At 56.1% G+C, this 24,383-nt stretch carries 14 protein-coding genes and 1 pseudogene; 8 read left to right on the plus strand and 7 right to left on the minus strand.

Annotation, left to right across the window (positions count from 1 at the left end; all coding sequences use genetic code 11):
- Positions 1-198: 198 nt before the first annotated feature.
- From ACO0U8_RS21175 to ACO0U8_RS21190, 4 genes are all read left to right on the plus strand, one after another.
- A complete protein-coding gene (locus ACO0U8_RS21175; RefSeq protein ID WP_056782040.1) occupies positions 199-1,491 on the plus strand; it encodes an MdtA/MuxA family multidrug efflux RND transporter periplasmic adaptor subunit in 1,293 nt (430 codons plus the stop codon).
- Entirely contained in the window at positions 1,488-4,694 is a 3,207-nt protein-coding gene (locus tag ACO0U8_RS21180; protein ID WP_421671582.1) for an efflux RND transporter permease subunit, read from the plus strand. Before ACO0U8_RS21175 ends, ACO0U8_RS21180 begins: the two co-directional genes overlap by 4 nt.
- Entirely contained in the window at positions 4,694-7,819 is a 3,126-nt protein-coding gene (locus tag ACO0U8_RS21185; protein ID WP_421671583.1) for an efflux RND transporter permease subunit, read from the plus strand. The genes ACO0U8_RS21180 and ACO0U8_RS21185 overlap by 1 nt, the downstream gene beginning before the upstream one ends.
- 70 nt (positions 7,820-7,889) lie before the next feature.
- Positions 7,890-9,272: an efflux transporter outer membrane subunit gene (locus tag ACO0U8_RS21190; RefSeq protein WP_390975693.1), complete on the plus strand. Its 1,383-nt coding sequence runs from the start codon at positions 7,890-7,892 to the stop codon at positions 9,270-9,272.
- Between the two features lie 182 nt (positions 9,273-9,454).
- On the opposite strand, the gene ACO0U8_RS21195 is transcribed toward ACO0U8_RS21190, so the two are convergent.
- Together ACO0U8_RS21195 and ACO0U8_RS21200 are read right to left on the minus strand one after the other, a co-directional pair.
- Positions 9,455-10,633, minus strand: coding sequence for a cytochrome c (locus ACO0U8_RS21195; protein WP_421671584.1), 1,179 nt, complete (start codon positions 10,631-10,633; stop codon positions 9,455-9,457).
- The gene (locus ACO0U8_RS21200) at positions 10,630-12,540 is read right to left on the minus strand and encodes an NAD(P)-binding protein (RefSeq protein ID WP_136376148.1); all 1,911 of its coding nucleotides are present in this window, start codon (positions 12,538-12,540) and stop codon (positions 10,630-10,632) included. The genes ACO0U8_RS21195 and ACO0U8_RS21200 overlap by 4 nt, the downstream gene beginning before the upstream one ends.
- A 356-nt stretch (positions 12,541-12,896) precedes the next feature.
- Between ACO0U8_RS21200 and ACO0U8_RS21205 the strand changes: the two genes are divergently transcribed.
- Positions 12,897-14,498: a PTS transporter subunit EIIC gene (locus ACO0U8_RS21205; protein ID WP_136376149.1), complete on the plus strand. Its 1,602-nt coding sequence runs from the start codon at positions 12,897-12,899 to the stop codon at positions 14,496-14,498.
- On the opposite strand, the gene ACO0U8_RS21210 is transcribed toward ACO0U8_RS21205, so the two are convergent.
- Positions 14,495-15,235 carry a GntR family transcriptional regulator gene (locus ACO0U8_RS21210; protein WP_056781868.1) on the minus strand — a complete coding sequence of 247 codons (741 nt, stop codon included), beginning with the start codon at positions 15,233-15,235 and terminating at the stop codon, positions 14,495-14,497. The genes ACO0U8_RS21205 and ACO0U8_RS21210 overlap by 4 nt on opposite strands.
- Before the next feature lie 179 nt (positions 15,236-15,414).
- Positions 15,415-17,169 (minus strand): annotated as a pseudogene (locus ACO0U8_RS21215) (ABC transporter ATP-binding protein/permease).
- Between the two features lie 130 nt (positions 17,170-17,299).
- Between ACO0U8_RS21215 and ACO0U8_RS21220 the strand changes: the two are divergent.
- Positions 17,300-18,016 carry a tetratricopeptide repeat protein gene (locus tag ACO0U8_RS21220; RefSeq protein ID WP_056781864.1) on the plus strand — a complete coding sequence of 239 codons (717 nt, stop codon included), beginning with the start codon at positions 17,300-17,302 and terminating at the stop codon, positions 18,014-18,016.
- Positions 18,017-18,096: 80 nt separating this feature from the next.
- On the opposite strand, the gene ACO0U8_RS21225 is transcribed toward ACO0U8_RS21220, so the two are convergent.
- Together ACO0U8_RS21225 and ACO0U8_RS21230 are read right to left on the minus strand one after the other, a co-directional pair.
- Complete coding sequence (locus tag ACO0U8_RS21225) at positions 18,097-18,429, minus strand: DUF805 domain-containing protein (protein WP_414070506.1); 333 nt, start codon at positions 18,427-18,429, stop codon at positions 18,097-18,099.
- Between the two features lie 291 nt (positions 18,430-18,720).
- Entirely contained in the window at positions 18,721-19,587 is an 867-nt protein-coding gene (locus tag ACO0U8_RS21230; RefSeq protein ID WP_421671585.1) for an MBL fold metallo-hydrolase, read from the minus strand.
- 115 nt (positions 19,588-19,702) lie between these two features.
- On the opposite strand from ACO0U8_RS21230, the gene ACO0U8_RS21235 reads away from it, so the two are divergent.
- Positions 19,703-20,638 (plus strand): LysR family transcriptional regulator, encoded by a 936-nt coding sequence (locus ACO0U8_RS21235; protein WP_183850249.1) that lies wholly within the window; start codon positions 19,703-19,705, stop codon positions 20,636-20,638.
- A gap of 202 nt (positions 20,639-20,840) precedes the next feature.
- The gene (locus ACO0U8_RS21240) at positions 20,841-22,004 is read left to right on the plus strand and encodes an MFS transporter (protein WP_056781849.1); all 1,164 of its coding nucleotides are present in this window, start codon (positions 20,841-20,843) and stop codon (positions 22,002-22,004) included.
- A 98-nt stretch (positions 22,005-22,102) separates the two neighbouring features.
- Here the strand turns inward: ACO0U8_RS21240 and ACO0U8_RS21245 are convergent, their stop codons facing one another.
- The gene (locus ACO0U8_RS21245; RefSeq protein WP_421671586.1) at positions 22,103-24,370 is read right to left on the minus strand and encodes a TonB-dependent receptor domain-containing protein; all 2,268 of its coding nucleotides are present in this window, start codon (positions 24,368-24,370) and stop codon (positions 22,103-22,105) included.
- Between the last annotated feature and the right edge of the window lie 13 nt (positions 24,371-24,383).

Here is a 24,383-nt window from a genome sequence, read left to right on the forward strand (position 1 = left end):
GGATAAATTAGCAGGTATGATTCATCCGGTTGATTGAAATACTCATTCTTAATTACTCACAAAATCTTTACGTTGTCCTAAAAACAGCCAACCGTGTTTTTCAGGGATAATGGCTTTTTGACGAATAATAAAAAACTCTGGTTGAAGGTCATTTTTCAGCTGTTTTCTCCTCATCAATACTGCGAAATCAAGAAATTTATGCTGCCGACTGCCTCATCTCGTTCCAAAAAACGCACATTTGTGTGGGTTATCATTGCCATCATCGTTGCGGCGATCCTGGTCTGGTTCTTTGCTTTCCATCAGGGATCCTCTGACCCGGCCGGGAAAAAAGGCGCGGGGCGGGGCGGTATGCGCGCCATGCGCGGCCAGATGATGATGGGCATGGACACGCCGGTGCAGGCGGGAAAAGCCACCCAGGCGGATGTGCCGGTCTATTTACGTGCGCTGGGTACGGTGGTGGCGAACGCCACAGTGACGGTCACCAGCCGGGTCGATGGTCAGCTGATGAAGGTGTATTTCACCGAAGGGCAAAAAGTGGAGCAGGGGCAGTTGCTGGCGCAGATTGATCCGCGCAGCTATCAGGCGACACTCGAGCAGTATCAGGGCTCGCTGGCGCAAAATCAGGCGCTGTCGAGAAGTGCCGAGCTGACGCTGGCGCGTTACCGCAAACTCTATGCACAGGACTCCTTAGCCCGTCAGGATCTGGAAAGCCAGATTGCCACCGCCGGGCAGTACGCCGGGGCGATGAAAGCCGATCAGGCGCAAATTGACGCCGCCAAACTGAACCTCGAATTTGCCAAAATCACCGCGCCGGTCAGCGGCCACGTGGGCTTGCGTCTGGTCGATCCGGGCAACATGGTCACCAGCAGCTCCACCACCGGCATTGTGACGATCACCCAGACTCAGCCGATTGCCGTCACGTTCAGCGTGCCACAGAGCAATCTGCAAACCCTGCTCAAAGCCTTACGCGGCGGCAATCAGTTGCCGACCACGGCCTTCAATCAGGACGGCAGCGAGGTGCTGGATCAGGGCAAACTGCAATTTATCAGTAACGAAATTGATTCCAGCACCGGCAGCATTAAGCTGAAAGCGCTGTTTAACAATGCGGATGAAAAACTGTATCCGAACCAGTTTGTGAACGCCCGCCTGCAGGTGTCCACGCTCAAAGACGCCACGGTGGTTCCTGCGGCGGCGGTGCAACTGAGCAGCGACGGCGATTTCGTTTACGTGATCAAAGCAGATAACACCATCGAACGGCGCGCCGTGAAATCCGGCCCGGACTTTGGTGACAATCAGGTCGCCATTTTATCCGGCGTGAAGCCGGGCGAGCAGGTGGTCACCACCGGGATTGACCGCCTGACCAACGGCGCGAAAGTGCAAATTGTGACCGCCAATACCGAAGACGCCGCCGCCGCCGGTTCGTCGAAAGCGCGCGAACAGGGTGCAGGCGTTGATAAAGCCACGACCGGTAAAGACAGCGGGCCGAAATGAATCCTTCACGCCTCTTTATCCAGCGGCCTGTCGCCACCATTCTGCTGATGGTCGCCGTGCTGTTGTCGGGCATTTTTGCCTACAACATGCTCTCGACCTCCGCACTGCCGCAGGTTGATTACCCGACCATTCAGGTCACCACCCTCTATCCGGGTGCCAGCCCGGATGTGATGGCGTCCGGCATTACCGCGCCGCTGGAGCGTCAGCTCGGGCAGATGGCCGGCTTAAGCCAGATGTATTCCACCAGCGCCAGCGGCTCGTCGATCATCACGCTGAAATTCTCGCTGGATCTGTCGCTCGACGTCGCCGAGCAGGAAGTGCAGGCCGCGATCAACGCCGCCGACAGCCTGCTGCCGAATGATTTACCGAATCCGCCAACCTATAAAAAGGTTAACCCGGCGGATGCCGCCGTGCTGACGCTGGCCGTGACCTCCGAATCACTGCCGCTGACCAAAGTGCAGGATCTGGTGAACACCCGCGTGGCGCTGAAATTGTCGCAAATCTCCGGCGTCGGTATGGTGACGCTGGCGGGCGGACATCAGCCTGCGATCCGCGTTCAGGTCGATCCGCGCAAGCTGGCCGCACACAATCTGACGCTCGAAACCATTAACACGCTGATCGGCAACAGTAACGTCAACGGATCGAAAGGCGGTTTCGACGGCCCGCATCACTCGATCACCATTGATGCCAACGATCAGCTGCGTACGGCGGCGGAATACGCCAACCTGATTGTCACTTACGAAAACGGCGCAGCGCTGCGGTTACGTGATATCGCCACGCTGTCCGAAGCCCCGGAAAACCAGTACCTGTCGGCGTGGGCCAATAAAGAACCGGCGATCATTATCAGCGTTCAGCGCCAGCCGGGTGCCAACGTGATTCAGGTGGTGGATGCCATTAAGGCCCAGTTGCCGAAGTTGCAGGCCGCGCTGCCGGAATCGGTCAAAGTCAGTATTCTCTCAGACCGTACCCAGACCATTCGCGCCTCGATAAGTGACGTGCAGTTCGAGCTGCTGCTGTCGATCGCGCTGGTGGTGATGGTCACTTTCCTGTTCCTGCGCAACGTCGCGGCGACGCTTATCCCAAGCGTGGCGGTGCCGCTGTCGCTTATCGGCACGTTCGGCGTGATGTATCTGTGTGGTTTCAGTCTGAACAACCTTTCGCTGATGGCGCTGACCATCGCCACCGGCTTTGTTATTGATGACGCCATTGTGGTGGTGGAAAACATTTCGCGACGGCTGGAAGAGGGGGAAACCCCGATGCAGGCGGCGCTGAAAGGCTCGAAGCAAATCGGTTTCACCATTATTTCCCTGACGTTCTCCCTGATCGCCGTGCTTATCCCGCTGCTGTTTATGGGCGACGTGGTCGGGCGTTTATTCCGCGAGTTTGCCATCACTCTGGCGGTGTCGATATTGGTGTCGATGGTCGTCTCGCTGACGCTCACCCCGATGCTGTGCGCCTATTTGCTGCGCCACACGCCGGAAGAAAAACAGAGCAAGTTCTACCGTAAAGGCGGTGAGTTCTTCGACAAAATGATCGCCGGTTATGACCGGATGCTGATCGTGGTGCTCAATCACCAGCGGATCACGTTACTGGTCGCCGCCGCCACGTTGGTGTTCACCGCGTTGCTGTATGTGATTGTGCCGAAAGGCTTCTTCCCGTCGCAGGACACCGGGATGATCCAGGGCATCACCCAGGCGTCGCAGGATGTTTCCTTCAGTGAAATGGGGCGTCGTCAGCAACTGCTCGCTGCCGCCATTTTGAAAGATCCGGACGTGGAAAGCGTTGCATCCACCATCGGCGTGGACGGCAATAACACCAGCCTGAACAGTGGCCGTTTGCAGATCAGCCTGAAATCTTTTGACCAGCGCAGCGAACGTGCGCCTGCGATTATCGAGCGTCTGCGGCAGGAAACCGCCGGTGTGCCGGGCATCGATCTGTATCTGCAAGCCTCGCAGGATCTGACGGTGGACGATCAGGTGACGCCGAGCCAGTACCAGTTCACGCTGGATGATTCCGACAGCGAAAATCTGGTGGAATGGACGCCGAAACTGCTGGAAAAACTCAGTCAGCAGCCGGAGTTCAGCGACGCGGTCAGCAACCTGCAAAATCAGGGGCAGATCGCCTACGTCGAGCTGGATCGCGATGCCGCCGCCCGTTACGGCATCACCGCATCGGACGTCGATACTGCGTTGTACAACGCGTTCGGCCAGCGCCTGGTGTCTACCATTTTTACCCAGGCGAACCAGTACCGCGTGGTGCTGGAAGTGGCGCCGCAGTTCCAGCAGTCTCCGGCCTCGTTTGATGACATCTATCTGGCGAGCAACGTCAGCACCTCGGCGGGAAGCACGGCGACCACCAACAGCAACGCCGCGTCCTCAACGACCACGGCGTCCGGCAGTTCAACTACCTCTACCAGCACCAGCAGTTCAACTAACGGCATGGTCAAACTGACGTCGATCGCCAAAATCCACATGCGCACCGGCGCGCTGTTGCAGGCACGCCTGAATCAGTTCCCGGCGGTGACCGTGTCGTTTAACCTCAATGACGGCTATTCGCTGGAGCAGGCGCAACAGGCGATCAAAACCACCGTGGCGGATATCGCCATGCCAGACAGTATTACGTTGCGCTATCAGGGCGCGGCGGCCTCGTTTGAAAGCGCCACCGGCAATACGCTGTGGCTGATCCTCGCGGCGCTGATGACCATGTACGTGGTGCTCGGCATTCTGTATGAGAGTTTTATTCATCCGGTGACCATTCTCTCCACGCTGCCTTCAGCGGCGGTGGGTGCGCTGCTGTCACTGATCTTTGCCGGAACGGAGTTCAGCCTGATCGCCCTGATCGGGGTGATCCTGTTGATCGGCATCGTGAAAAAGAACGCCATTATGATGATCGACTTTGCGCTGGAAGCGGAGAACAAGCAGGGATTATCGCCGCGTGAGGCGATCCACCAGGCCTGTTTACTGCGTTTTAGACCGATCATGATGACCACCATGGCGGCGCTGCTCGGTGCATTGCCGCTGATGCTGGCGAGCGGATCCGGCGCTGAACTGCGCCAGCCGCTGGGGCTGGTGATCGTCGGGGGGCTGATCTTCAGCCAGATCCTGACGCTGTTCTCCACGCCGGTGATTTATCTGATGTTCGATAATCTGTCGCACCGCTTTAATCCGCGCCACCGTCGGGCTGCGCAGCGGGCGGAGCACTGATGAACATCTCGCGTTTCTTCATTCTGCGTCCGGTGGCGACCCTGCTTCTGACGCTGGCTGTCCTGCTGCTCGGTTTGCTCGGTTACCGTTTGCTGCCGGTCGCACCGCTGCCGCAGGTGGATTTCCCGACCATTCTGGTCAGCGCCAGCCTGCCGGGGGCCAGCCCTGAAACCATGGCGGCAACCGTCGCCACGCCGCTGGAAAGGGCGCTCGGGCAAATCGCCGGGGTGAGCGAAATGACCTCGCGCAGCTCGCAAAGCTCCACCAGCGTCATTTTGCAATTCGATTTAGATCGCGACATCAACGGCGCGGCGCGCGACGTGCAGGCGGCGATCAACGCGTCCCGTGCGCTGCTGCCGAGCAGCATGCCGTCGCTGCCGACCTACCGTAAAGCTAACCCGTCGGATGCGCCAATCATCATGCTGGCGCTGACGTCTGCTACCCGCAGCAAAGGCGAACTCTACGACATCGCTTCCAGCCAGCTGCAGCAGAAAATCGCGCAGGTGAACGGCGTCGGGCAGGTTTCTCTGGTCGGCTCCGCACTGCCGGGCGTGCGCATTGATTTACGCCCGGAAGCCGTCACCTCCTACGGCATTTCTCTCGACACCATCCGTTCGGCGATCGCCAACAGCACCAGCAACCTGCCGAAAGGCTTACTGCAAGGCTCGAACCAGTCGTGGATGATTGAAGGCAACGGCCAGCAAAGCACCGCGGCGCAGTATAAAACGCTGATTATCACCTACATCAACGGGGCGGCGATCCGTCTCAGCGACGTGGCCAACGTTTACGATTCGGTGGAAGACAAATACAACGTCGGCTATTACAACAGCACGCCGTCGGTGATGATTGGTGTGACCCGTCAGGCTGGCGCCAACATGCTGGAAACCATCGAGGCGATTAAAGCGGCACTGCCGCTGATGAAAGAAAGTCTGCCGGGCGATGTGCAGCTCAACCTGGCGCTCGACCGCTCGCCGAACGTGTCAGCCTCCCTGCGCGATACTGAAATGACCCTGCTGGAAGCCACGCTGTTGGTGATCGCGGTGGTGTTTGTGTTCCTGCGTAACTGGCGCGCGGTGTTGATCCCCGCGCTGGCGCTGCCGGTTTCGTTGATCGGCACCTGCGCGGTGATGTATTTGCTCGGCTACAGCCTGGATAACCTCTCGCTGATGGCGCTGATTATCGCCACCGGTTTTGTGGTCGATGACGCCATTGTGGTACTCGAAAACATCACGCGGCACATCGAAGAAGGCATGGGGCCGGTGCGTGCGGCGATCAAAGGCGCGCAGGAAGTCAGTTTCACCGTGCTGTCGATGACGCTGTCGCTTATCGCCGTCTTTATTCCGATCCTGCTGATGGGCAGCATCGTCGGGCGTCTGTTCCGCGAATTCGCGGTGACGCTCAGCGTGTCGCTGATTATCTCCATGCTGGTGTCGCTCAGCCTGACGCCTATGCTGTGCGCACGTTTCCTGAAACGTAAACCGCCGGTGGAAAAACGTCAGCCACGTATTTACCGCATGATCGAACGCGGGCTGAATAATCTGCTGGCTGCCTATTCGGCAGCGCTCGGCTGGATAATGCGCCATCAGCTGATCACGCTGGTCGGGCTGTTCCTGACCGTGCTGCTCAACTTTTATCTCTACACCGTGGTGGAAAAGGGCTTCTTCCCGGATCAGGACACCGGCATGCTGATGGGGATGCTGCGTGCGGATCAGAACACCTCGTTCCAGTCGATCCAGCCGCAGGTGCTGAAATACAGCAAGATCATTCAGGATGATCCGGCGGTCGAGGCGGTGATGAGCTCGGCGGGCAGCGGCGGATTTGGATCGCGTAATACCGCGACCTTCTTCGTGCGCCTGAAGGATTTCGACAAACGCACCGCCAACGCCAATCAGGTCGCCAACCGTCTGATGATGGCGACGGCCAAAGTGCCGGGCTCGCAGCTGTTCCTGATGGCTGCACAGGATTTGCATATCGGCGGGCGCAGCGCGAATGCCCAATATCAGTACAGCTTACAGGCGGACGATCTTTCCCTGTTGCGCGAATGGGCGCCGAAAGTGAAAGCCGCGCTGGCCGCTTTACCGGAGCTGACCGGCGTGGATTCCGATTCGCAGACCGGCGGGCAGGAAGTGATGCTTAACATCGATCGCGATCGCGCCACCCAGCTCGGCGTGAACGTTAAAATGATCGACACGCTGCTCAATAATGCTTTCAGCCAGCGGCAGATCGCGACGATCTACAAAACGCTGAACCAGTATCACGTGGTGATGAATCTGACCTCGGATTACACCGGCAATCCCGATGTGCTTAATCAGCTGTATGTGGTGACCGATGCCGGTAAGCAGATCCCGCTTTCGGCGTTTACCTCTTTCAGCGGTGCCAACGCGCCGCTGTCGGTGGCGCATCAGGGGCAAACGGCGACCACCACCATCGCCTTCAATCTGGCCGATGGTTACGCGTTGGAACAGGCACAGACCGCGCTGAAAACCGCGATGGCGAAAATCGGTTTACCGGACACCATTCAGGGCAGTTATGCCGGTACCGCGCAGGCATTTGAAGCTCTGAGTAAATCGATGCCGTGGCTGATCCTCGCCGCGCTGGCCGCTGTGTATATCGTGCTCGGCGTGCTCTATGAAAGCTATATTCACCCGCTGACCATTCTCTCCACGCTGCCGTCTGCCGGGCTGGGGGCGCTGCTGCTGATGCTGATGACCGGCACGCAGCTGACGGTGATCGCCCTGATCGGGATCCTGCTGTTGATCGGCATTGTGAAGAAGAATGCGATCATGATGATCGACTTTGCCCTCGACGCCGAACGACGGCTCGGCCTCACGCCGCAGCAGGCGATCACTCAGGCCTGTCTGATGCGTTTTCGCCCGATCCTGATGACCACGCTGGCCGCGTTCTTCGGTGCGCTGCCACTGGCGCTCGGCAGCGGCGGTGATGCCGATCTGCGCAGCCCGCTGGGGCTGGCGATCGCGGGCGGGCTGGCACTGAGCCAGATCCTGACGTTATTCACCACGCCGGTGGTCTATCTGTATATGGATCGCGCCAGCCGCGCCACGCACCGTTTATGGGCTCGCCTGCGCCCGCACACAACGCCGCCGGAGGCCCGTTCACATGACTGAACATCACTCCCTTAACGTTAAAACGAATAACCCTGAAGCGAATCTGATGACTCTGCAAAAACCACGTTCTATGGCGTTCCGTCTTGTTCCACTGGCGCTGGCGATACTTGTCAGCGCCTGTACCGTCGGGCCGGATTACCAGCGGCCTGACGTTGCGATGCCCACGGCGTTTAAAGAAGCCAAAGGCTGGACGGCGGCGATCCCGAAAGATAACCAGAGCAAAGGCGACTGGTGGACGGTCTATCAGGATCCTGAGCTGTCGTCATTACTGAGCCAGGTGCAGATTTCCAACCAGAACGTGGCGCAGTACGCTGCGCAGTACCGTCAGGCGCAGGCGTTAGTCACCCAGGCGCGTTCAGATCTCTATCCGTCGGTAGACGCCAGCGCAGGCAGCACCCGCAGCGGGACCTCTTCGTCCGTCACCAAAAAACAGTCGGCAGAACTGAGTGCCAGCTGGGAACTGGATTTGTGGGGCAAGCTGCGCCGCTCAGCGGAAGAACAGGATGCCAGCGCGCAGGCCAGCAAGGCCGATCTGGCCGATGCCACGCTCAGCGCGCAGTCTGAACTGGCGCAGGATTACTTCCAGCTGCGCGTGATGGATCAGCAAATCGCGCTGTACCAGCGCAGCATCGACGCCTATCAGCGTTACCTGACGGTGATTCAGAATCAATATGCCGGTGGCAACACCTCACGGGCCACGCTGGCACAGGCGCAAACGCAGCTGGAAAGCACCAAAGCCTCGGCGCTCGACCTGCAATGGCAACGTGCCCAGCTGGAACACGCCATCGCCGTGCTGATCGGAAAACCGCCTGCGCAGTTCAGCCTCGCCGCGCGCGATGTCAAACTGACGCTGCCACAGGTGCCTGATGCGCTGCCTTCGCAACTGTTGCAACGCCGCCCGGATATTGCCGCCGCCGAGCGCACCATGGCCTCGTCCAATGCCGCGGTCGGTGTCGCCACCGCCGCCTATTACCCGGATCTGACGTTAAGCGCCAGCGGCGGGTTTGCCAGCTCCGCGTTCCACAATCTGTTCTCACTGCCAAACCGCGTCTGGTCTTTGGGCCCTGAACTGAGCCAGACCGTACTGGATTTCGGTTCCACCCGTGGCAAAGTTGCCCAGGCCGAAGCCGCGTATGACGCCGACGTGGCCGGTTATCGCCAGAGTGTGTTAACCGCGATGCAGGAAGTGGAAGATTATCTGGTGGAACTGCATACGCTGGATAACGAATTGATTGCCCGCCAGAACGCCGCCGATTCCGCCAAAGAATCCGCCCGCGTCACCTACAACCAGTATGAAGCCGGGATGATCGATTATCTCGACGTCGCCAGCACCGAAAACACCAGCCTGACTCAGCAGCAAAGCGTTTTATCACTGGTCAGCACGCAGATGGTCACCAGCGTGAAGCTGATCGCCGCCCTGGGCGGTGGATGGAACGGTGATGTGGGGAAATAGGAGCGTTTATGATCTCTGCATCACGGGCTGATTTATCAGGTTTCTGAGCAGAGACGTTCTCTTATTAAAGACCCGGAAAACGGTGATGTGGGCAGGACAATGAATAAGCGTAACCTGTGCGGATGAAAAACAGATAGACGAATGCGCTAAAAAGCTCCTTCGTTCAGAAGGAGCTTTTCCAGTTACTTCCCAGCTTTACGCGCTTTAGCCACATCACCGGCGGTCACTTCGCGGGCCTGATTTCCCCAGCTGGCGCGCAGGGTGTTGGTTAACTCTGCGGTCTGCTGGTCGGTCAGTGTCCAGCCGTAGCCTGGCATGGTGTTGGACATGTGCGCGGCGGTAACCGGCGTCTGGCCGCCGTTCAAAATCACACGCAGCAGGGTTTGCGGATTATCAGCGTTTACCGTCAGATTGCCCGCCAGCGCCGGAATAGCAGAGGCATTCCCGTCGCCCTTCACGCCGTGACAGGTCGAGCAATAACGCATAAACGTCTGCTGCCCGCCGGAAGTGACTGCCGCCAGTTTCCCCGGTTTCTCCTGCGCATCTGGCTTCAGGCTCAGCAAATACACTGCCATGCTGTTGAGATCTTCCTCCGTCATAAACTGTGTGCTGTTGGTGATCACCTCGCCCATCGGCCCGCTGACGGCGTCATGCGCGTTGCGACCGGTTTTCAGCAAGGTCACCAGCTCCGGCTGGCTGATCTTCAGGCCGCGCAATGAAGGGGCGGACCAGCCATCCAGTTCGCCGCCGCTGAGAAACGCGGTGCTCTGCTGATCGACGGCTTTTTCCTGCTGCGCCCAGCCGCGCGGCGTGTGACAGGCTCCGCAGTGTCCGGCGCCCTGTACCAGATAGGCGCCCCGGTTCCATTGCGCACTCTGATCGGCCTGAGGTTTATATTCGCCTTCTTCCAGAAAAATGCTGTTCCATACGTGTAGCGGCCAGCGGATCGACATCGGCCAGCTGATGTCGTTATCGCGATTGGCAACCGCCTGCGGCTTCACCTCTTTCATCAGGTAGTCATACAGCGCGCGCATATCCTTGTCGCTCATTTTGACGTAAGAGGTGTACGGCATTGCCGGGTACAGCGGGTGACCGTCTTTGGCAATCCCCTCGCGCATCGCTTTGTCGAACGCTTCAAAGCTGTAGCCGCCGATGCCATTTTTCACATCCGGGGTGATATTGGTTGAGTAAATCTCTCCCAGCGGCGTCGCAAAACGCACGCCACCGGCGAGATCCGCGCCCTGCGACGAGGTGTGGCACGCCGCACAATCAGCTGATTTAGCGACATATTCTCCCTCGGACATCGCCATGGCAGAGCCCGCCGTTGCCATCAGCGTGGCGAAAATCATCAGCTGTTTCATGCATTCACCTTTTTCATCGCCGTCAGTTCGTTCACTGCGCGCCACGCCTGGTCCACCGCCGAGTTGGCGTACGGGCTCCAGTCGGAATCTGAGTTGGCAATGGTGATACGCCCGACCGGCTGACGGGCGAGCTGGATGGTTTTCTGCGACTGTTCTTCATCATCGAACATTCCGCTGAGGAAGTAGGAATAGCCGTGCGACCAGCGGTTAACGGTGATCGCCATGATGTCGCGCTGATGGTCAAAACCGGCTTCCCCCAACATGCCCTGTAACTGATCGCGGATCATTTTTTCGTGCGCGTCGAAGGAGGTGCCGAGTAACAGCGCACGACCTTTGCGTGACTGCTCGCGCGGGCTGAGACCGCTGCCGGGCAGAGTGGGCACATACACCATGTGCAGGCCAATGGGCTGATTGGGATCGCGCGGATGCTGATAACCGCCCATGTCCACCGGGTAATCGAGCTTCACGCGGCTGTATGGCGCACCGGGGGAGTAAATTTCGTGGACGCCCAGTTTGATAAACGGCTGCCAGTTGCGGATCACCACTTTGGTGTACACCAGCGGCGCTTTAACATTCTCTTTCAGCGCGGCTTTTTGCGCGTCGGCAATTTCCGGGACCAGATACGGGATCATCATATTGTACCCGGCCATCACCGCCTGACCGGCACGGACGCGGTGCAGCTGCGAGCCGGTCATGTAGGTCACGTCCACCGCCGGTTTGCCTTCATGCTCAACGTTGGCGACATGCATACCGGTGCTGTTCAGGCGCAGGCGCACCGGTTGCCCGTCGCGATCCAGCTGGCTGTAATCGAATTTCGCCAGCACGATATCTTCCATGGTATTGCCCGGTGCGACCTGTGGGATCAGGTGACGCACCATCAGGCGCGCTAACCCGGCGTTACCGTCCGGGAAGTGGAAAATGTACGGCTGATCGAGATCTTCCAGCGATTCAGCATCCAGCGGCGGCAATCCCATACTTTCCAGCCCCGGCAGGGCGCAGATGCGGGCATCACTGCACGAGGTGGCATCAATGCCCACCGCCTGAAAATCATTGGTGCGCTGTTGAAAATAGCGGATCGCCATTTCGCTCAGCCCGACTTTCTCGCGCAGGAACTGCGTGTAGCTGTGGCCGTCCACCCACGCGACTTTCTCTTCCTGACTCATCCCCTGCAGATAATCTTTGGGTTCGGTATGCAGGGCGATCAGGGCCGCACGGTCGGATTCGGGCAGCGGGAAATCGCTGATGAAATCGCGGATATCGCGCCCGTTGAGGCGATCTGGCGGAATGTCATCGGCCACCGCCCGGCCAGGATCACCGCTGACAATTTTATCGACGCCGAAGTTTTTGCGGTCAAAGTACACGCCACGGCTGAGATGCAGATCCGGGTAAAACGTGGTGTCGAAGTCTTTTGCCATGGTTTCAATATCGACATTGAGCGTTTTCAGCAGACCCATCGCCACCGGGCTGAAGTTGGTACGTGGTGACTGGAAGGATTCACTGCCGCCATAGCCGAGCAGGGTTTTATCCTCGACATGGAATTCATTACGCTTGGCGTGCCCGCCAAAATCATCATGGTTATCCAGCAACAAAATGCGCTGCTGCTTTCCGTGTTTTTCCTGCCAGAAACAGGCGGCCGCCAGACCGCTGATCCCGGCACCGACGACGACCAGATCGAATTCATCTTCCACCGGTAAACTGGACGGATCGACCTTTTTGCCTTCGCGCCCGAGAATGTGCGCCGCCTCGTAAGAACCCTGATGATTCCCGCGTAACCCGGTCAGGGAAGGCGGGTAATACAACGTCTGAGCCGCCGTTTGTGGCGACGCCTTCAGCGCCTCAAACGGAGTCATTCCGGCAGTGACTGTGATCGCCACACCGTTTAAAAAATCACGACGAGTGATACCCATATTGTTTCCTTAAAATGTACTTCATCAACCCGCACGGAAGCCGCGCGGCAAAGGTCATGCGCTTAAAAATGTCTCAATGTTTTAACAATTTTAACATAAAGAGCGACTTACGAAGAGTGATGGCGGGCGCAAAATAATCAGGATGAGATTTTGACGAGCACAAAGGCAGACGGGGGACTATTAAGAGCAGCTCCGGCGAGCCTTCTTAAATAACAAACAGATTTACAACCGTTGTCCTCTCCCCGTAAAACTGTGATCCCTTTCATAAAGCTGGCCTCTATGTCTATACAACTATACATTCTATGACTTAACTCAATGAAAGCGCATTTTTTCGCCAGTGAACAGAGGGGATACAGATGATGAAACTTGGCAGCAAGATCCACGATCTGGGTAAAGCCCTGATGACGCCTATCTCGGTGATCGCCGCCGCCGGGATTTTTCTCGGGCTGGCCGCGGCGTTGCAGAACCCGTCGGTGACCGGTGAAACCTTCACCCAGATGAAAACATTGCAGCTGGTGATCGGGTTTATCCGGCAGGTATCGGGGGCGCTGTTTGCAAACCTGCCGCTGTTCTTTGCCGTCGCAACCGCGATGGGACTGGCCAATGCAGAGAAGGCCACGGCGGCCTTTTCCGCAGTGATCGGCTTTGTCGGGTTGCACGTGGGGGTTAATTACAGTCTGCTGGCGCAAAATATCACACCGGAAACAATCAGCATCGCGAAGCTGACCGCCAGAGGAATGACCGAAACCGATGCGATGATCTACGCCGCCGAATTCACCAACACGTTGGGGATTTTTACTTACAACATGAGCGTGCTGGGCGGGGTGCTGGTCGGCTTAATCACCATGTGGCTGCATAACCGCTTTTATACCATCGTGTTGCCAACGGCGATCGCTTTCTTCGGCGGACGACGTTTTGTGCCGATCGTCACTATTCTGGTGCTGCCGATCGTCGGTGTCCTGATGTCGCTTATCTGGCCGACGATAGCGCAAGGGATCCAGTGGGTTGGGGAGCTCATCGGGCGTACCGGCGAAGCCGGCACCTTTATCTATGCCACCTCTGAACGCTTGCTGATCCCGACCGGGCTCCATCACATCATCAACGAAACCGTGCGCTTCACGCCGATCGGCGGGGTGACCACGGTGGATAATCAAAGCATCGTCGGTGCGCTGAATATCTTCAACGCCGCGCTGGCAAATCCGGGGATGATTTCTGACGCGGTCACGCAGCAGGCGACGCGGTTCCTGGCGCAGGGCAAAATTCCGGTGATGATGTTCGGGTTACCGGCAGCAGCGCTGGCGATGTATCACTGCGCCCGCCCGGAACATAAAGGCCGGGTGAAAGCGCTGATGCTGGCAGGCGGACTGGCCTCGTTTACCACCGGTATCACCGAACCGCTGGAATTCTGTTTTATTTTCGTCTCGCCGGTGCTGTATGTCCTGCACGCGGTGCTGACCGGCCTGTCATTCGTGCTGATGCAAATGCTGCATGTGATGATTGGTAACGTACAGGGCGGAGCGATCGATTTTCTGATCTTCGGCGTGCTCGGCGGCAGCCGGACCCACTGGTGGTATCCGCTGATCCTCGGGATGATCTATGCGCCGGTTTATTACTTCAGCTTCCGTTGGGTCATCTTACGGATGCAGGTGAAAACGCCGGGGCGTGAAGATGAAAACGACGCTGAGGAACGGGCGAAACCGGCTCAAGGCACCGGTGAAAAAACCAAAAACATTATTATCGGGCTGGGCGGTGAAGGGAATATTACCGCGGTCGATTGCTGTTTCACCCGTTTGCGGGTGAAAGTGAAGGATATGTCGCAGGTACAGGATGGCACATTGATGAAAACCGGTGCGGCAGGGGTGAAGCGGATCACCGATACCGACATACATGTGATTTACGGGCCGCAGGTCGAACAGGTCGCGAATCTGGTGAAAGCCGAGCTGTCCGGCATCGCTTAAATTTTGACTTTGGCATGGACGCTGAAGCTGTAGTTTTTCTGGTTGTAGTACACGTCGGAGACTTCAAACAGTGAGCCGTCGGTGAAGGACACCACGGCGTGCGAGTGCAGGACGGGCTGATCCCGTGACAGGTTCAGCGCGAGGCGGATCTCGTTGGAGGGCAATTCGGCGGAAATATGCTTGGTGCTGCCCGAAGGCTGAAAGCCTTTCGAGCGGATATAGGCATATTTCGACGAGGTCATGGCGGCACGGGTGATGTCCGGGAAGCGGTCGCACAGCATCCAGCACTGCTCATACACAAAGGGTTCGTCCCCCAGCAGGCGCAGACGGATCATGAAATACACGTCGGTGCCTGAAGGCACGTTCAGCTCGCGGGCCACCTCTTCGCTTGCGGGAATGCGGCGAAATTCCAGCACCTGATTTTCAATCTGTTGGTTATTTTCCTGCGCCACTTCGCTGGCGGTGAGATGCCGGTCGAGGGGCAGAATGATTTTCTGCTGTTGTGGCGGCTCGACCACAAAGGTGCCGCGCCCGCGAAAACGCGCCACTCTTCCCTGACGCACCAGATAATCCACCGCTTTACGCGCCGTCATTCGCGACACGCCGTAGATCTCACACAGCGCGGCTTCCGTCGGGATCGGGTCACCAGGTTTGATATCGCCTGCGCTGATTTTTTCGGTCAGTTGCTGCTCAATTTGCAAATAAAGCGGCGTGAACGAATTCTTATCAATTTTCATCAAACCCCCGGACACGTAAGAAAAGTTGGTAATAATAATTGTATAGCGGGGTATACATTTGAACAAACCGCGTTGCTGGTTTTGTGCGCTAAACGGGGTTATGAAAGCAAAAAAAGGTTGCTGTTATCAGCAACCTTTATGCGTTCAGATACCTTGAAACGTCAGGCGTGACGGATCAATTATTCAGGTAACAGGGCGCTGGACGTGAATCCGCACGGACCGTTTTCCTGTTTTTTAAACCGCCAGCAGTGCTGATGATATTTCGCGACCGTATTGCGGTGCGCGACGCTGACCACCGAGGTTTCCGGCAGTTCGCTCAGCAGCAAGGCGTAGACCTGATGTTCGGTTTCTTCATCCATCGCGCTGGTGGCTTCATCAAGGAACAGCGTATCCGGTTTGATCAGCAGGGCGCGGGCAAACGAAAGACGCTGTTGCTCACCCGGCGACAGGCGCTGGCTCCAGTTAGCATAATCATCAAGATGATCGACCGTGGCCAGATGCGGCAGGCGGCACTGCGTGAGGACCTGTTGCAGACGCTCATCCGAATATTCGCGGCTGGCATCCGGATAACTCAGCGCATCCCTCAGCGTCCCAATCGGAATGTAGCTGCGCTGCGGCAGGAACAGATAACGCTTGCCCTGCGCCAGCGCAATATTGCCGGAACCGTAAGGCCAGATACCGGCGATGGCGCGAAGCAGTGTCGATTTACCGCAGCCGGACGGCCCGGCAATCAGCACGCGTTCACCGGGTTGCATTGCGGCAGAAACGTTGCAGAACAGCGAATTGCCATCCGGCAGATTCAGCGTCAGATTGTCGAGTTGCAGCGCATGTTGCGTGCTTTCACCGACTTTGATCCCGCGCGGCTGGGCATTCACCTGATCAATCGCTGCGTTGAAACCGGCAAGACGGTTCACCGTGGCTTTCCAGCTCGCCAAATTGTCAAAGGCGTTGATGAACCAGGATAAGGCGTCCTGAACCTGGCCGAACGCGGAGGCAATCTGCATCAGCGCACCCATCTGGATCGCACCGGAGAAATAGCGCGGCGATGCCACCAGAATCGGGAAGATGTTGGCAAACTGGGCATAGAAATTGGAGGCAATGTTCAGGCGACGGGTTACGCGCATGATCGACCACCAGTTGGTTTTGATCGAATCAAATTTGCCGGTGAGCTGATCGTGTTCATTTTTTTCGCCGTGATACAGCGCGATAGCGTCACTGTTTTCGCGAATACGGATCAGCCCGAAACGGAAGTTTGCCTCAAACCATTCCTGATTAAAGCCTAAACGCACCAAAGGTTTACCCACATACCAGATGAGGGCGGAACCGACGGCTGCATACAAAATCGCAAACCACACCATGTAGCCAGGAATGGTGAATTCATGCGAGGCGATGGCAAAGTGGAGCGGGCCACTGATGGACCACAGAATAAAGACGAAAGAGAACAGCGTCACAACGCTCGACAACAACCCGAGGACCAGAGAAAGGGTGCCGCTGGTCAGGGCATTCAGATCATCTGAAATACGCTGATCGGGGTTATCCACCTGATGCTGGTACTCCGTGTAATAATAGGCGTGATTGGCCAGCCACTTATCCATATACTCTTCGGTCATCCAGCGCCGCCAGTTCATTTGCAGGCCTTGCGTCAGATAGATCCGGTAGACCGCAATGACGATACTGAGTAACGCAAGCCAGGTGAATTTAAACAGCTGGGCTTTGAAAACCGGATAGTTTCTGTTTTGCAGGGCGTCATAAAACACGCGGTTCCATTCGTTGAACTGAACGCTGATGTAAACGCCTGCAAGTGAAAGAATGATGATAGTGGTTAACATGCCCCAGGCACGCCACTTTTCTTATGAGCGCCAGTACGGCTTAATCAACTGCCAGACGGCGCCCCATTGCGCCGATTTCCCAGGTTTTTTAGTCATAATTGCCATGTGTGTTCGATATGTTGTGAAGCCTAATCATCCCAGAATGAGTGCCTTAGCGCGATAGGGCAATAAAGCACTTGTAAGGATGTTTTTCCAGCACGAAGCTCTGTAGACCACAAAAGTAGAAGGATGTTTGATGAAAGTCGCAGTGAATTTTCTGCTGGTGGCAGGATGTTTTACCAGCGTTCAGGCGCTTGCTCAGATTGATGAACCGGACATTAATGCTGATTGCGTGAAGGCGGGGATTTACGCCTCTGCCGGGAAAGTCGCGTATCAGCAGGGTGAATTCGCGAAAGCGCGGGACATTTTCCGCAATCAGGTCGCCTGGAGCGAGTTCTGCCAGAAGCCGCAGGATCAGATTGCGACGGCGTATAACAATATTGCGCTGACCTATATCCGGCAGGGGAATTATCGCAAAGCCAAAGCCTGGCTGATGCTGGCGCCCGCTGACAAAAAATCACAGTACAACCTCAGTCAGATTCAGCCCAAACTGGATGCGCTGCCGCAACCTGAAAGCGCGGCGGGCGAATACTGGCAATATGCCGGTTATGGCAGCTGGAATCTGGTGGACGTAAAAGCGGAAGAAGCACAGTTCAGAATCGATTTCTCCGGCCAGTACATGGGGCAGATGTCGTTGTACTACGGCCCGAATATCGGTGAATTCTCCGTGGTCACTGCCATTAAGGATAATCACGCGGTTTATCATGAAACCGACGACGCGGCCGCCGGCGACGGCAATTGCGATGTCGATATGGCGTTCGGGCAAGAAAACGTCAAACTGCATACCACCGGGGATTGCGGTTTCGGCCACAACGTCCGGGCCGAAGGAGAGTTTGTGCGGGTGACGCCGTAGATCTGAGAAGGTGTTCGGGCAGATCTGAGGCGCTTTTTTAACGCCTCCCCTTTGCAGGGGAGGAGCAAATCGCCTCTTTGCTATGCCTGAGGGTCCACCACATAGGGACCGAAGCGGTTATCTTCAGGATCGCTTTTGAAGAACAACAGAATCAGATTGAAGATTGGGCACAAAGTCCACCAGCCACTGTATCCTGCATCGTGATTACGACGCACAGTTAACCCCATGCCAGGCAGAAAGACGAAGAGTGAATAGAGCAAAGACATTAAATATTCATCACCAAACATCATGGCAATAATACTCACGCCCATTGACACAAGAAAATTGAATAACACGAACCACCAATACTCACGTCGCTGAGCGCGACCAGAAAAATTGGCGTAGTTTTTTAATGCCTTTATATACCAGTTCATAATAATCCTTTATTAAATAAGGCATGCCCTTTGTCCGAATGGCAGAAGGTGCTGACCTTTTGTTGGCCGAAAGAGTCTATTATGAGGAGGGGCTGCATTCAATGATTTATGAGCGAATAGAGTGTGTTACGTAGGTGTGTATTCGGCTTTTTTTTGGGAAGGTTTGTTTTAACTGAATGATTTTTTTGATCAGTTTTCTTTAAATGTTTTTTATGAATTTTTTATAAATAAAACCACGGCAGAAAATTTTCTGCCGTGGTGGAGATATTAATTATTCAATGTTTATATATATTAAGGCCACTGCATTTCACCTTTCAATACTTTCGCACTCAGCTGTAATGACGAATCATCTTTCAGCTGTGGGTAATGTTTTTTCATCGCAGCGATAAGCGCGGCAGAATCTTTGGCTTTAGGTAATTCCTTTTCCAGCGTCAGCAGGTAATCGCGGGTAAATTTCACGGCTTCCACGGTGTGCGCTGCGCCTGGCAGGAAATGCCCCGGCACGACGATTTGCGGCTTCAGGGCGGCGATTTCATCGAGGGCTTCCACCCACTGCTTACGGGATTTCGCCGTCTGGGTATCCGCCGTCCAGATGTGCATGTTGTCACCATTCACCAGTACCCCGCCAACCACTGCTTTGAGCGAAGGGATCCAGACAAACGTCCGTTCTTTGTCCACGCCCTGAACTTCAAATTTATGGCCTTCCAGTTCAAACGTAGTGCCTTTCAGCGGCTCGGGAACCACGACAGATTTTGGCGCGTTTTCTTTAAGCTGCGGCCCCCAGAAAGCGACTTTGCCGTCTTTGCTGGCGTTGATCTGATCGATGGTCGCCTGCGTGGCGATGATTTTGGCCTGCGGGAACGCCGCATGGATCACGTCCAGCCCGAAGTAGAAATCCGGATCGGACTGGCTGATGTACACGGTGGTCAGTGTTTTGCCGGTGGCTTTGATCATCTCTACCAGCTTCTCTGCGTCATTGCGCTGGAACTGGGCGTCGATCAACACCGCGTCTTTTTCGCCGGTGATGATTTCAGAGGACACCGGGAAAATACTTTTTTCACCAGGGTTGTACACGTCCATTTTCAGCGCGCTGGCGGCGTGAGCGGAAAGGGAGCTGCCGAGAAGGGCGGCGATCAGCGTCAGATGTTTCAGTTGCATGGTTTTTCCTCAGAGACGTAAATAATCACATTCAGTAAGTATCTACTGTACGTTGCATAATCCGCGGGAAAAACCGGATAATGTGCAACTGTTTGTTGCATAAACCGGACGAATCATGGACAGAATTACCGCTGCACAAGTGTTTGTTGCCATCGTTGAACGCGGGAGCATGGTCAGTGCTGCCGAATCGCTGAATATGTCGCGGGCGATGGTGACCCGCTATCTTTCGGAGATGGAGAAGTGGTCGGGGGCGCGCCTGCTGCACCGTTCCACCCGAAAACTCAGCCTGACCGATGCAGGGGAAAACACGCTGGCGCGCTGCCGGAAGATGCTGTCAGTCGCGGCGGAAATGGGCAGCGTGGCAGACACCGGCAATGAAGCGCTGCGCGGTTTGCTACGCCTGAGTTGCTCACAGTCTTTCGGGCAGGGCGCGGTGGTGATTGCGGTCAGCGAATTCTTACGCCGGCATCCGCAGGTGAGCATCGATCTTCAGCTGGAAAGCCGGGCGATCAATCTGGTCGAAGATCGGATCGATCTGGCGCTGCGTATCACCAACGATCTCGATCCGAATCTTATCGCCCGGCCACTGGCGCTCTGTCCGTCGGTGGTGTGCGCGTCTCCGGCGTATCTGGCCGCGCAGGGCACACCGCAGCATCCGCAGGATCTGGCGGTTCACAATTGCCTGACCTACACCTGGTTTGGCAAAAGTCTGTGGCAGTTTGAGCATCAGGGGGAAAAAATCTCGGTGCCGGTCAGCGGCAATCTGAGCGCCAATGAATCGCTGGTGCTGCTGACCGGCGCGGTGGAAGGGGCGGGCATCGTGATGCAGCCTTATTACTCGGCGGCACCGCTTATCGCCGCGGGCCAGCTGGTGTTACTGCTACCGGAATGGCAGCCGCAGGAAATGGGGATTTATGCCATTTACACCTCACGCAGACAAATGCCCTCCGCGTTGCGTGCGCTGCTGGATTTTCTGGTGGAGTGGTTTAAAGGCCATCCGCGCTGGCTGTCGCTGACCGATGAAAAACACGGAGCCAGCCGGGGAAGATAAAGACTGGAATCGGTTCCTTTTTCGCTGCCAGCGCATTACCTGCAATGTATTGTTATATAAAGATTAATCAGGGTTCCGGCCATTTTTCAGGCAGTAAGGGCACAGACTGCGTCTGGTCAAAAGTGTGATCAACGTGGTATTTAAGCCAGTCCGGTGTCATACCGGCGCCTTTACTCATCACTAAAAAATTTCCGGAGTTTTTATGCCTGTCGCACTCCTGGCACTGGCGCTCAGCGCGTTTGCCATCGGTACCACTGAATTCGTCATTATGGGGCTGCTCCCCAATGTGGCGGGTGATCTGCATGTCAGTATTCCTTCTGCCGGTTGGCTGATCAGTGGATATGCGCTGGGCGTTGCCATAGGCGCGCCAATCATGGCCGTGCTGACGGCAAAACTGCCGCGTAAGAACACCCTGCTGCTGCTGATGAGCATCTTTATTATTGGCAACGTGATGTGCGCGCTGTCCTACAGCTACGGTTTCCTGATGCTGGCGCGTGTGATCACGGCGCTGTGTCATGGCGCATTCTTCGGGATTGGTGCCGTGGTGGCAGCCAGTCTGGTCGCGCCGAACCGCCGTGCTTCGGCCGTTGCGCTGATGTTCACCGGCCTGACGCTGGCTAACGTGCTGGGCGTTCCGCTCGGTACCGCCCTCGGACAAGTGTTCGGCTGGCGCTCAACGTTCTGGGTCGTCGCGGTGATTGGTGTGGCGTCCCTGTTCGCGCTGTATAAAAATCTGCCGGATAAGAAAGAAGAAGAACCGACCGATCTGCGTAAGGAAATCCGTGCGCTGGGCAGCCTGGGGTTATGGCTGTCGCTGTCGATCACCATTTTCTTTGCGGCGGCAATGTTCGCGCTGTTTACCTATATCGCGCCGATCCTGACTGAAATTACCGGTGTCTCTGAGCACGGCGTCAGCTGGACGCTGCTGCTGATCGGCCTCGGTCTGACCATCGGTAACGTCGTGGGCGGGCGCCTGGCGGACTGGCGTCTGGGTGTTTCGCTGACCACAACTTTCCTGCTGATCGCAGTGTTCTCCGTGCTGTTCAGCTTCACCAGCGTTCATCTGGTGGCGGCGGAAATTACGCTGTTTATCTGGGCGATGGTGAACTTTGCCGCGGTGCCCGCGTTGCAGGTTAACGTGGTGACGTACGGCAAAAACGCGCCGAATCTGGTTTCCACGCTGAACATTGCGGCGTTTAACGTCGGGAACGCGCTGGGGGCGTGGGTTGGCGGTGCGGTCATCGAACGCGGAATGGGGCTGAGCACCGTGCCTCTGGCGGCGGGCGGACTGGGCGCAATCGGCTTCGTGCTGTGCGTGATCACTTTCCGTCGTGCGGCGAAGAAAGCGGTGAAAGCAGCGGCGTAATTCAGCAAATGAATATCAGCCAATGACGAATGGAAAGGCCACGCACAATGACGCCTGCGTGGCCTTTTTTATTTCTGCTTTGACCGGTCAGTGGCTTATCAGAAACGGACTTCGCCGCCCACCAGATAAGTTCTGCCGCGCGCCGTATTCACCGCCGTGCCCGGATCGTTCTGGCCATACATCGAATTCAGTTTATTCAGTGCTTCTGAATAATCCTTATCCATCAGGTTCTGCACGGAGAATTTCAGCATCAGATTACGGTTAAATTCGTACGTGCTGTAAAGGTCGATAATGGTCGGAATGTTGGGCATATCTTCATTTTCCAGCGCACCGGTCGTCTCATTGAAATTCTGATCCGGCGAGGTGCGGCGGGTTTTGCCGGTGTATTTCACCAGTGTTCCGACGGTCAGGCTTTCATCAAGGAAGCGCACGCCGGTATCGACGGTGAAAAACATCTCCGGCAATTCATTGATGTTGCCGACGCCAAACGAACCGGTGGCAATCGACGTGGGCTGATTGGTGTGTTCCTTGCTGAAAGAGAGCCGGGTGAAGGCCCAACCGGTATCATATTCCGCCTCAATTTCCACGCCGTGCGTGCGCACCGGAGACAGGGAATTGACGTAAATGTACATGTTGTCGGAATAGTCTTCGCTCTGATCTTCCCAGTCGTTTTGCAGATTCTCGCCGATGCTGCATTTACGCCCGTTGCGGCACACCATAAAGGAATCACTGTAGATGTAATTCTTGATTTTGCTGGTGTAATACAGGGCTTTCAGGCGGAAGGAATCCTCTTCAAACAACAGGTTACCCGCCGTGGAGTTAAAACCGATCTGATACGTTTCCGCACGTTCGCCTTTGAGGAACGGGTTCATCGAGGCGCCGCCGGAGTTAGAGAAAAACACTTCCTGCACGTTCGGGCCGCGCATGGATTTGCTGTAACTGACGAAGGGTTCGAACCACGAACGGATTTCCGCCGAGAGCATCACCGACGGGTTAAAGCCGTCTTCGGTCAGGCTGATATTCTGACCGCCCTGCGGGAAGCAGGTGACGCGCGGGTCGCACGCCGGTTTGTAACCGCTGAGATCGTAATAGCTGTAGTTGAGATCAACGTTACCTTTCCAGATGCCTTTTTTCAGCTCCAGCCCGGTGTACAGGCTGTAAACGTCCTGCTTGCCGGAAGGCTGGAACGTATTGTTCTCAATCGACTGCTGGCCGGCGTCGGGATTATCTTCAGACCAGGCATTGCTGTTGATATTTTTATCGTACTTATTGCGCATGATTTTACTGCCGTAACTCCAGGCGGTATCGACTCCGGCAAACGCAAAGCGCGAGGTATTATTGATATCGACAGCATCTGACTGATTGCTGGCATCTGTATTATAAAACGTATACAAGGTGTTGTTATTGTATTTCTGATTTCCGCGGCTGGTGCTGAGCATTAAATTAAAATCAATCAGCTCGGAGAACGGCGCGTAATGATATTTCACATAGAAGTCATCGCTGGTGATATCACGCTGGGTAAATTTATTCCCGTAGTGTCTGCCGGATAATTCGACGCTGTTAAATTCATCGGGCTTAATATCCACTTTAACTAACTGGGATTTCGGATTCTGGCGATAACTTTTTTCGTAACCGAAATCGCTGCTGCTCTGGCCGTCGCCATTTTTAAACTGGGCGTCGATGGCGCTGCCGCTGATCGCCGTCATAATCCCGAAACTGCCGGTGTCGGTGAACGCATCAGTTTTACCGGCGACGGCGACCATGCCACTTTCGCCAATGCCGTTATTGCCCGCCGAGAAACGGGTGCGGATGCCAAACGGATTGCCGGAAAAAATCACATCGTCCACGCCGATAGTGCGCAGGTTAGCGCTGCCCGCCAGGGCGTTGACGCCCGCCGAACCGGCGCTGGTGCCGCGCGAGACATCAATGCCCACCAGGAAGTTCGGGTCGATTAACGCGCCCGATGCGCTGCTGGTGGAGCCATGCGAAATACCGCCCGGCACCGAAGAACCGTAGAAGTTTTGCGTCACGCCGTCGATCATGGTGTTGACGCGACCAAAGCCGGACATGCCACGAATATTGACGTCTACCGTGCCCTGGCTGGGGTCAATTTGCGTGAACGTGCCCGGCATACTGCGTAATACAGAATCGGTGGATTGCAGATTGGTATTTTCCCCGCGTGAGCTGAATGCGCCGGGTTTCGCCATCGCTTCATGTTCACTGCTGAGTTTATCCGCCGAGACTTTCAGCGGACTGAAAGTGACCGATTCTTTATTACTTTCTGTTTCTGTGGTGTCAGCAAATGCAAGCGGTGCAGCCAGCACTAAACCGGCACTGAGCATGCCGGTTAAAATGTTATTTTTCATATTCCCTCAGGAG

This window comes from Rahnella sp. EDr1-12, from assembly GCF_049206505.1.
Lineage (GTDB): Bacteria > Pseudomonadota > Gammaproteobacteria > Enterobacterales > Enterobacteriaceae > Rahnella > Rahnella rivi.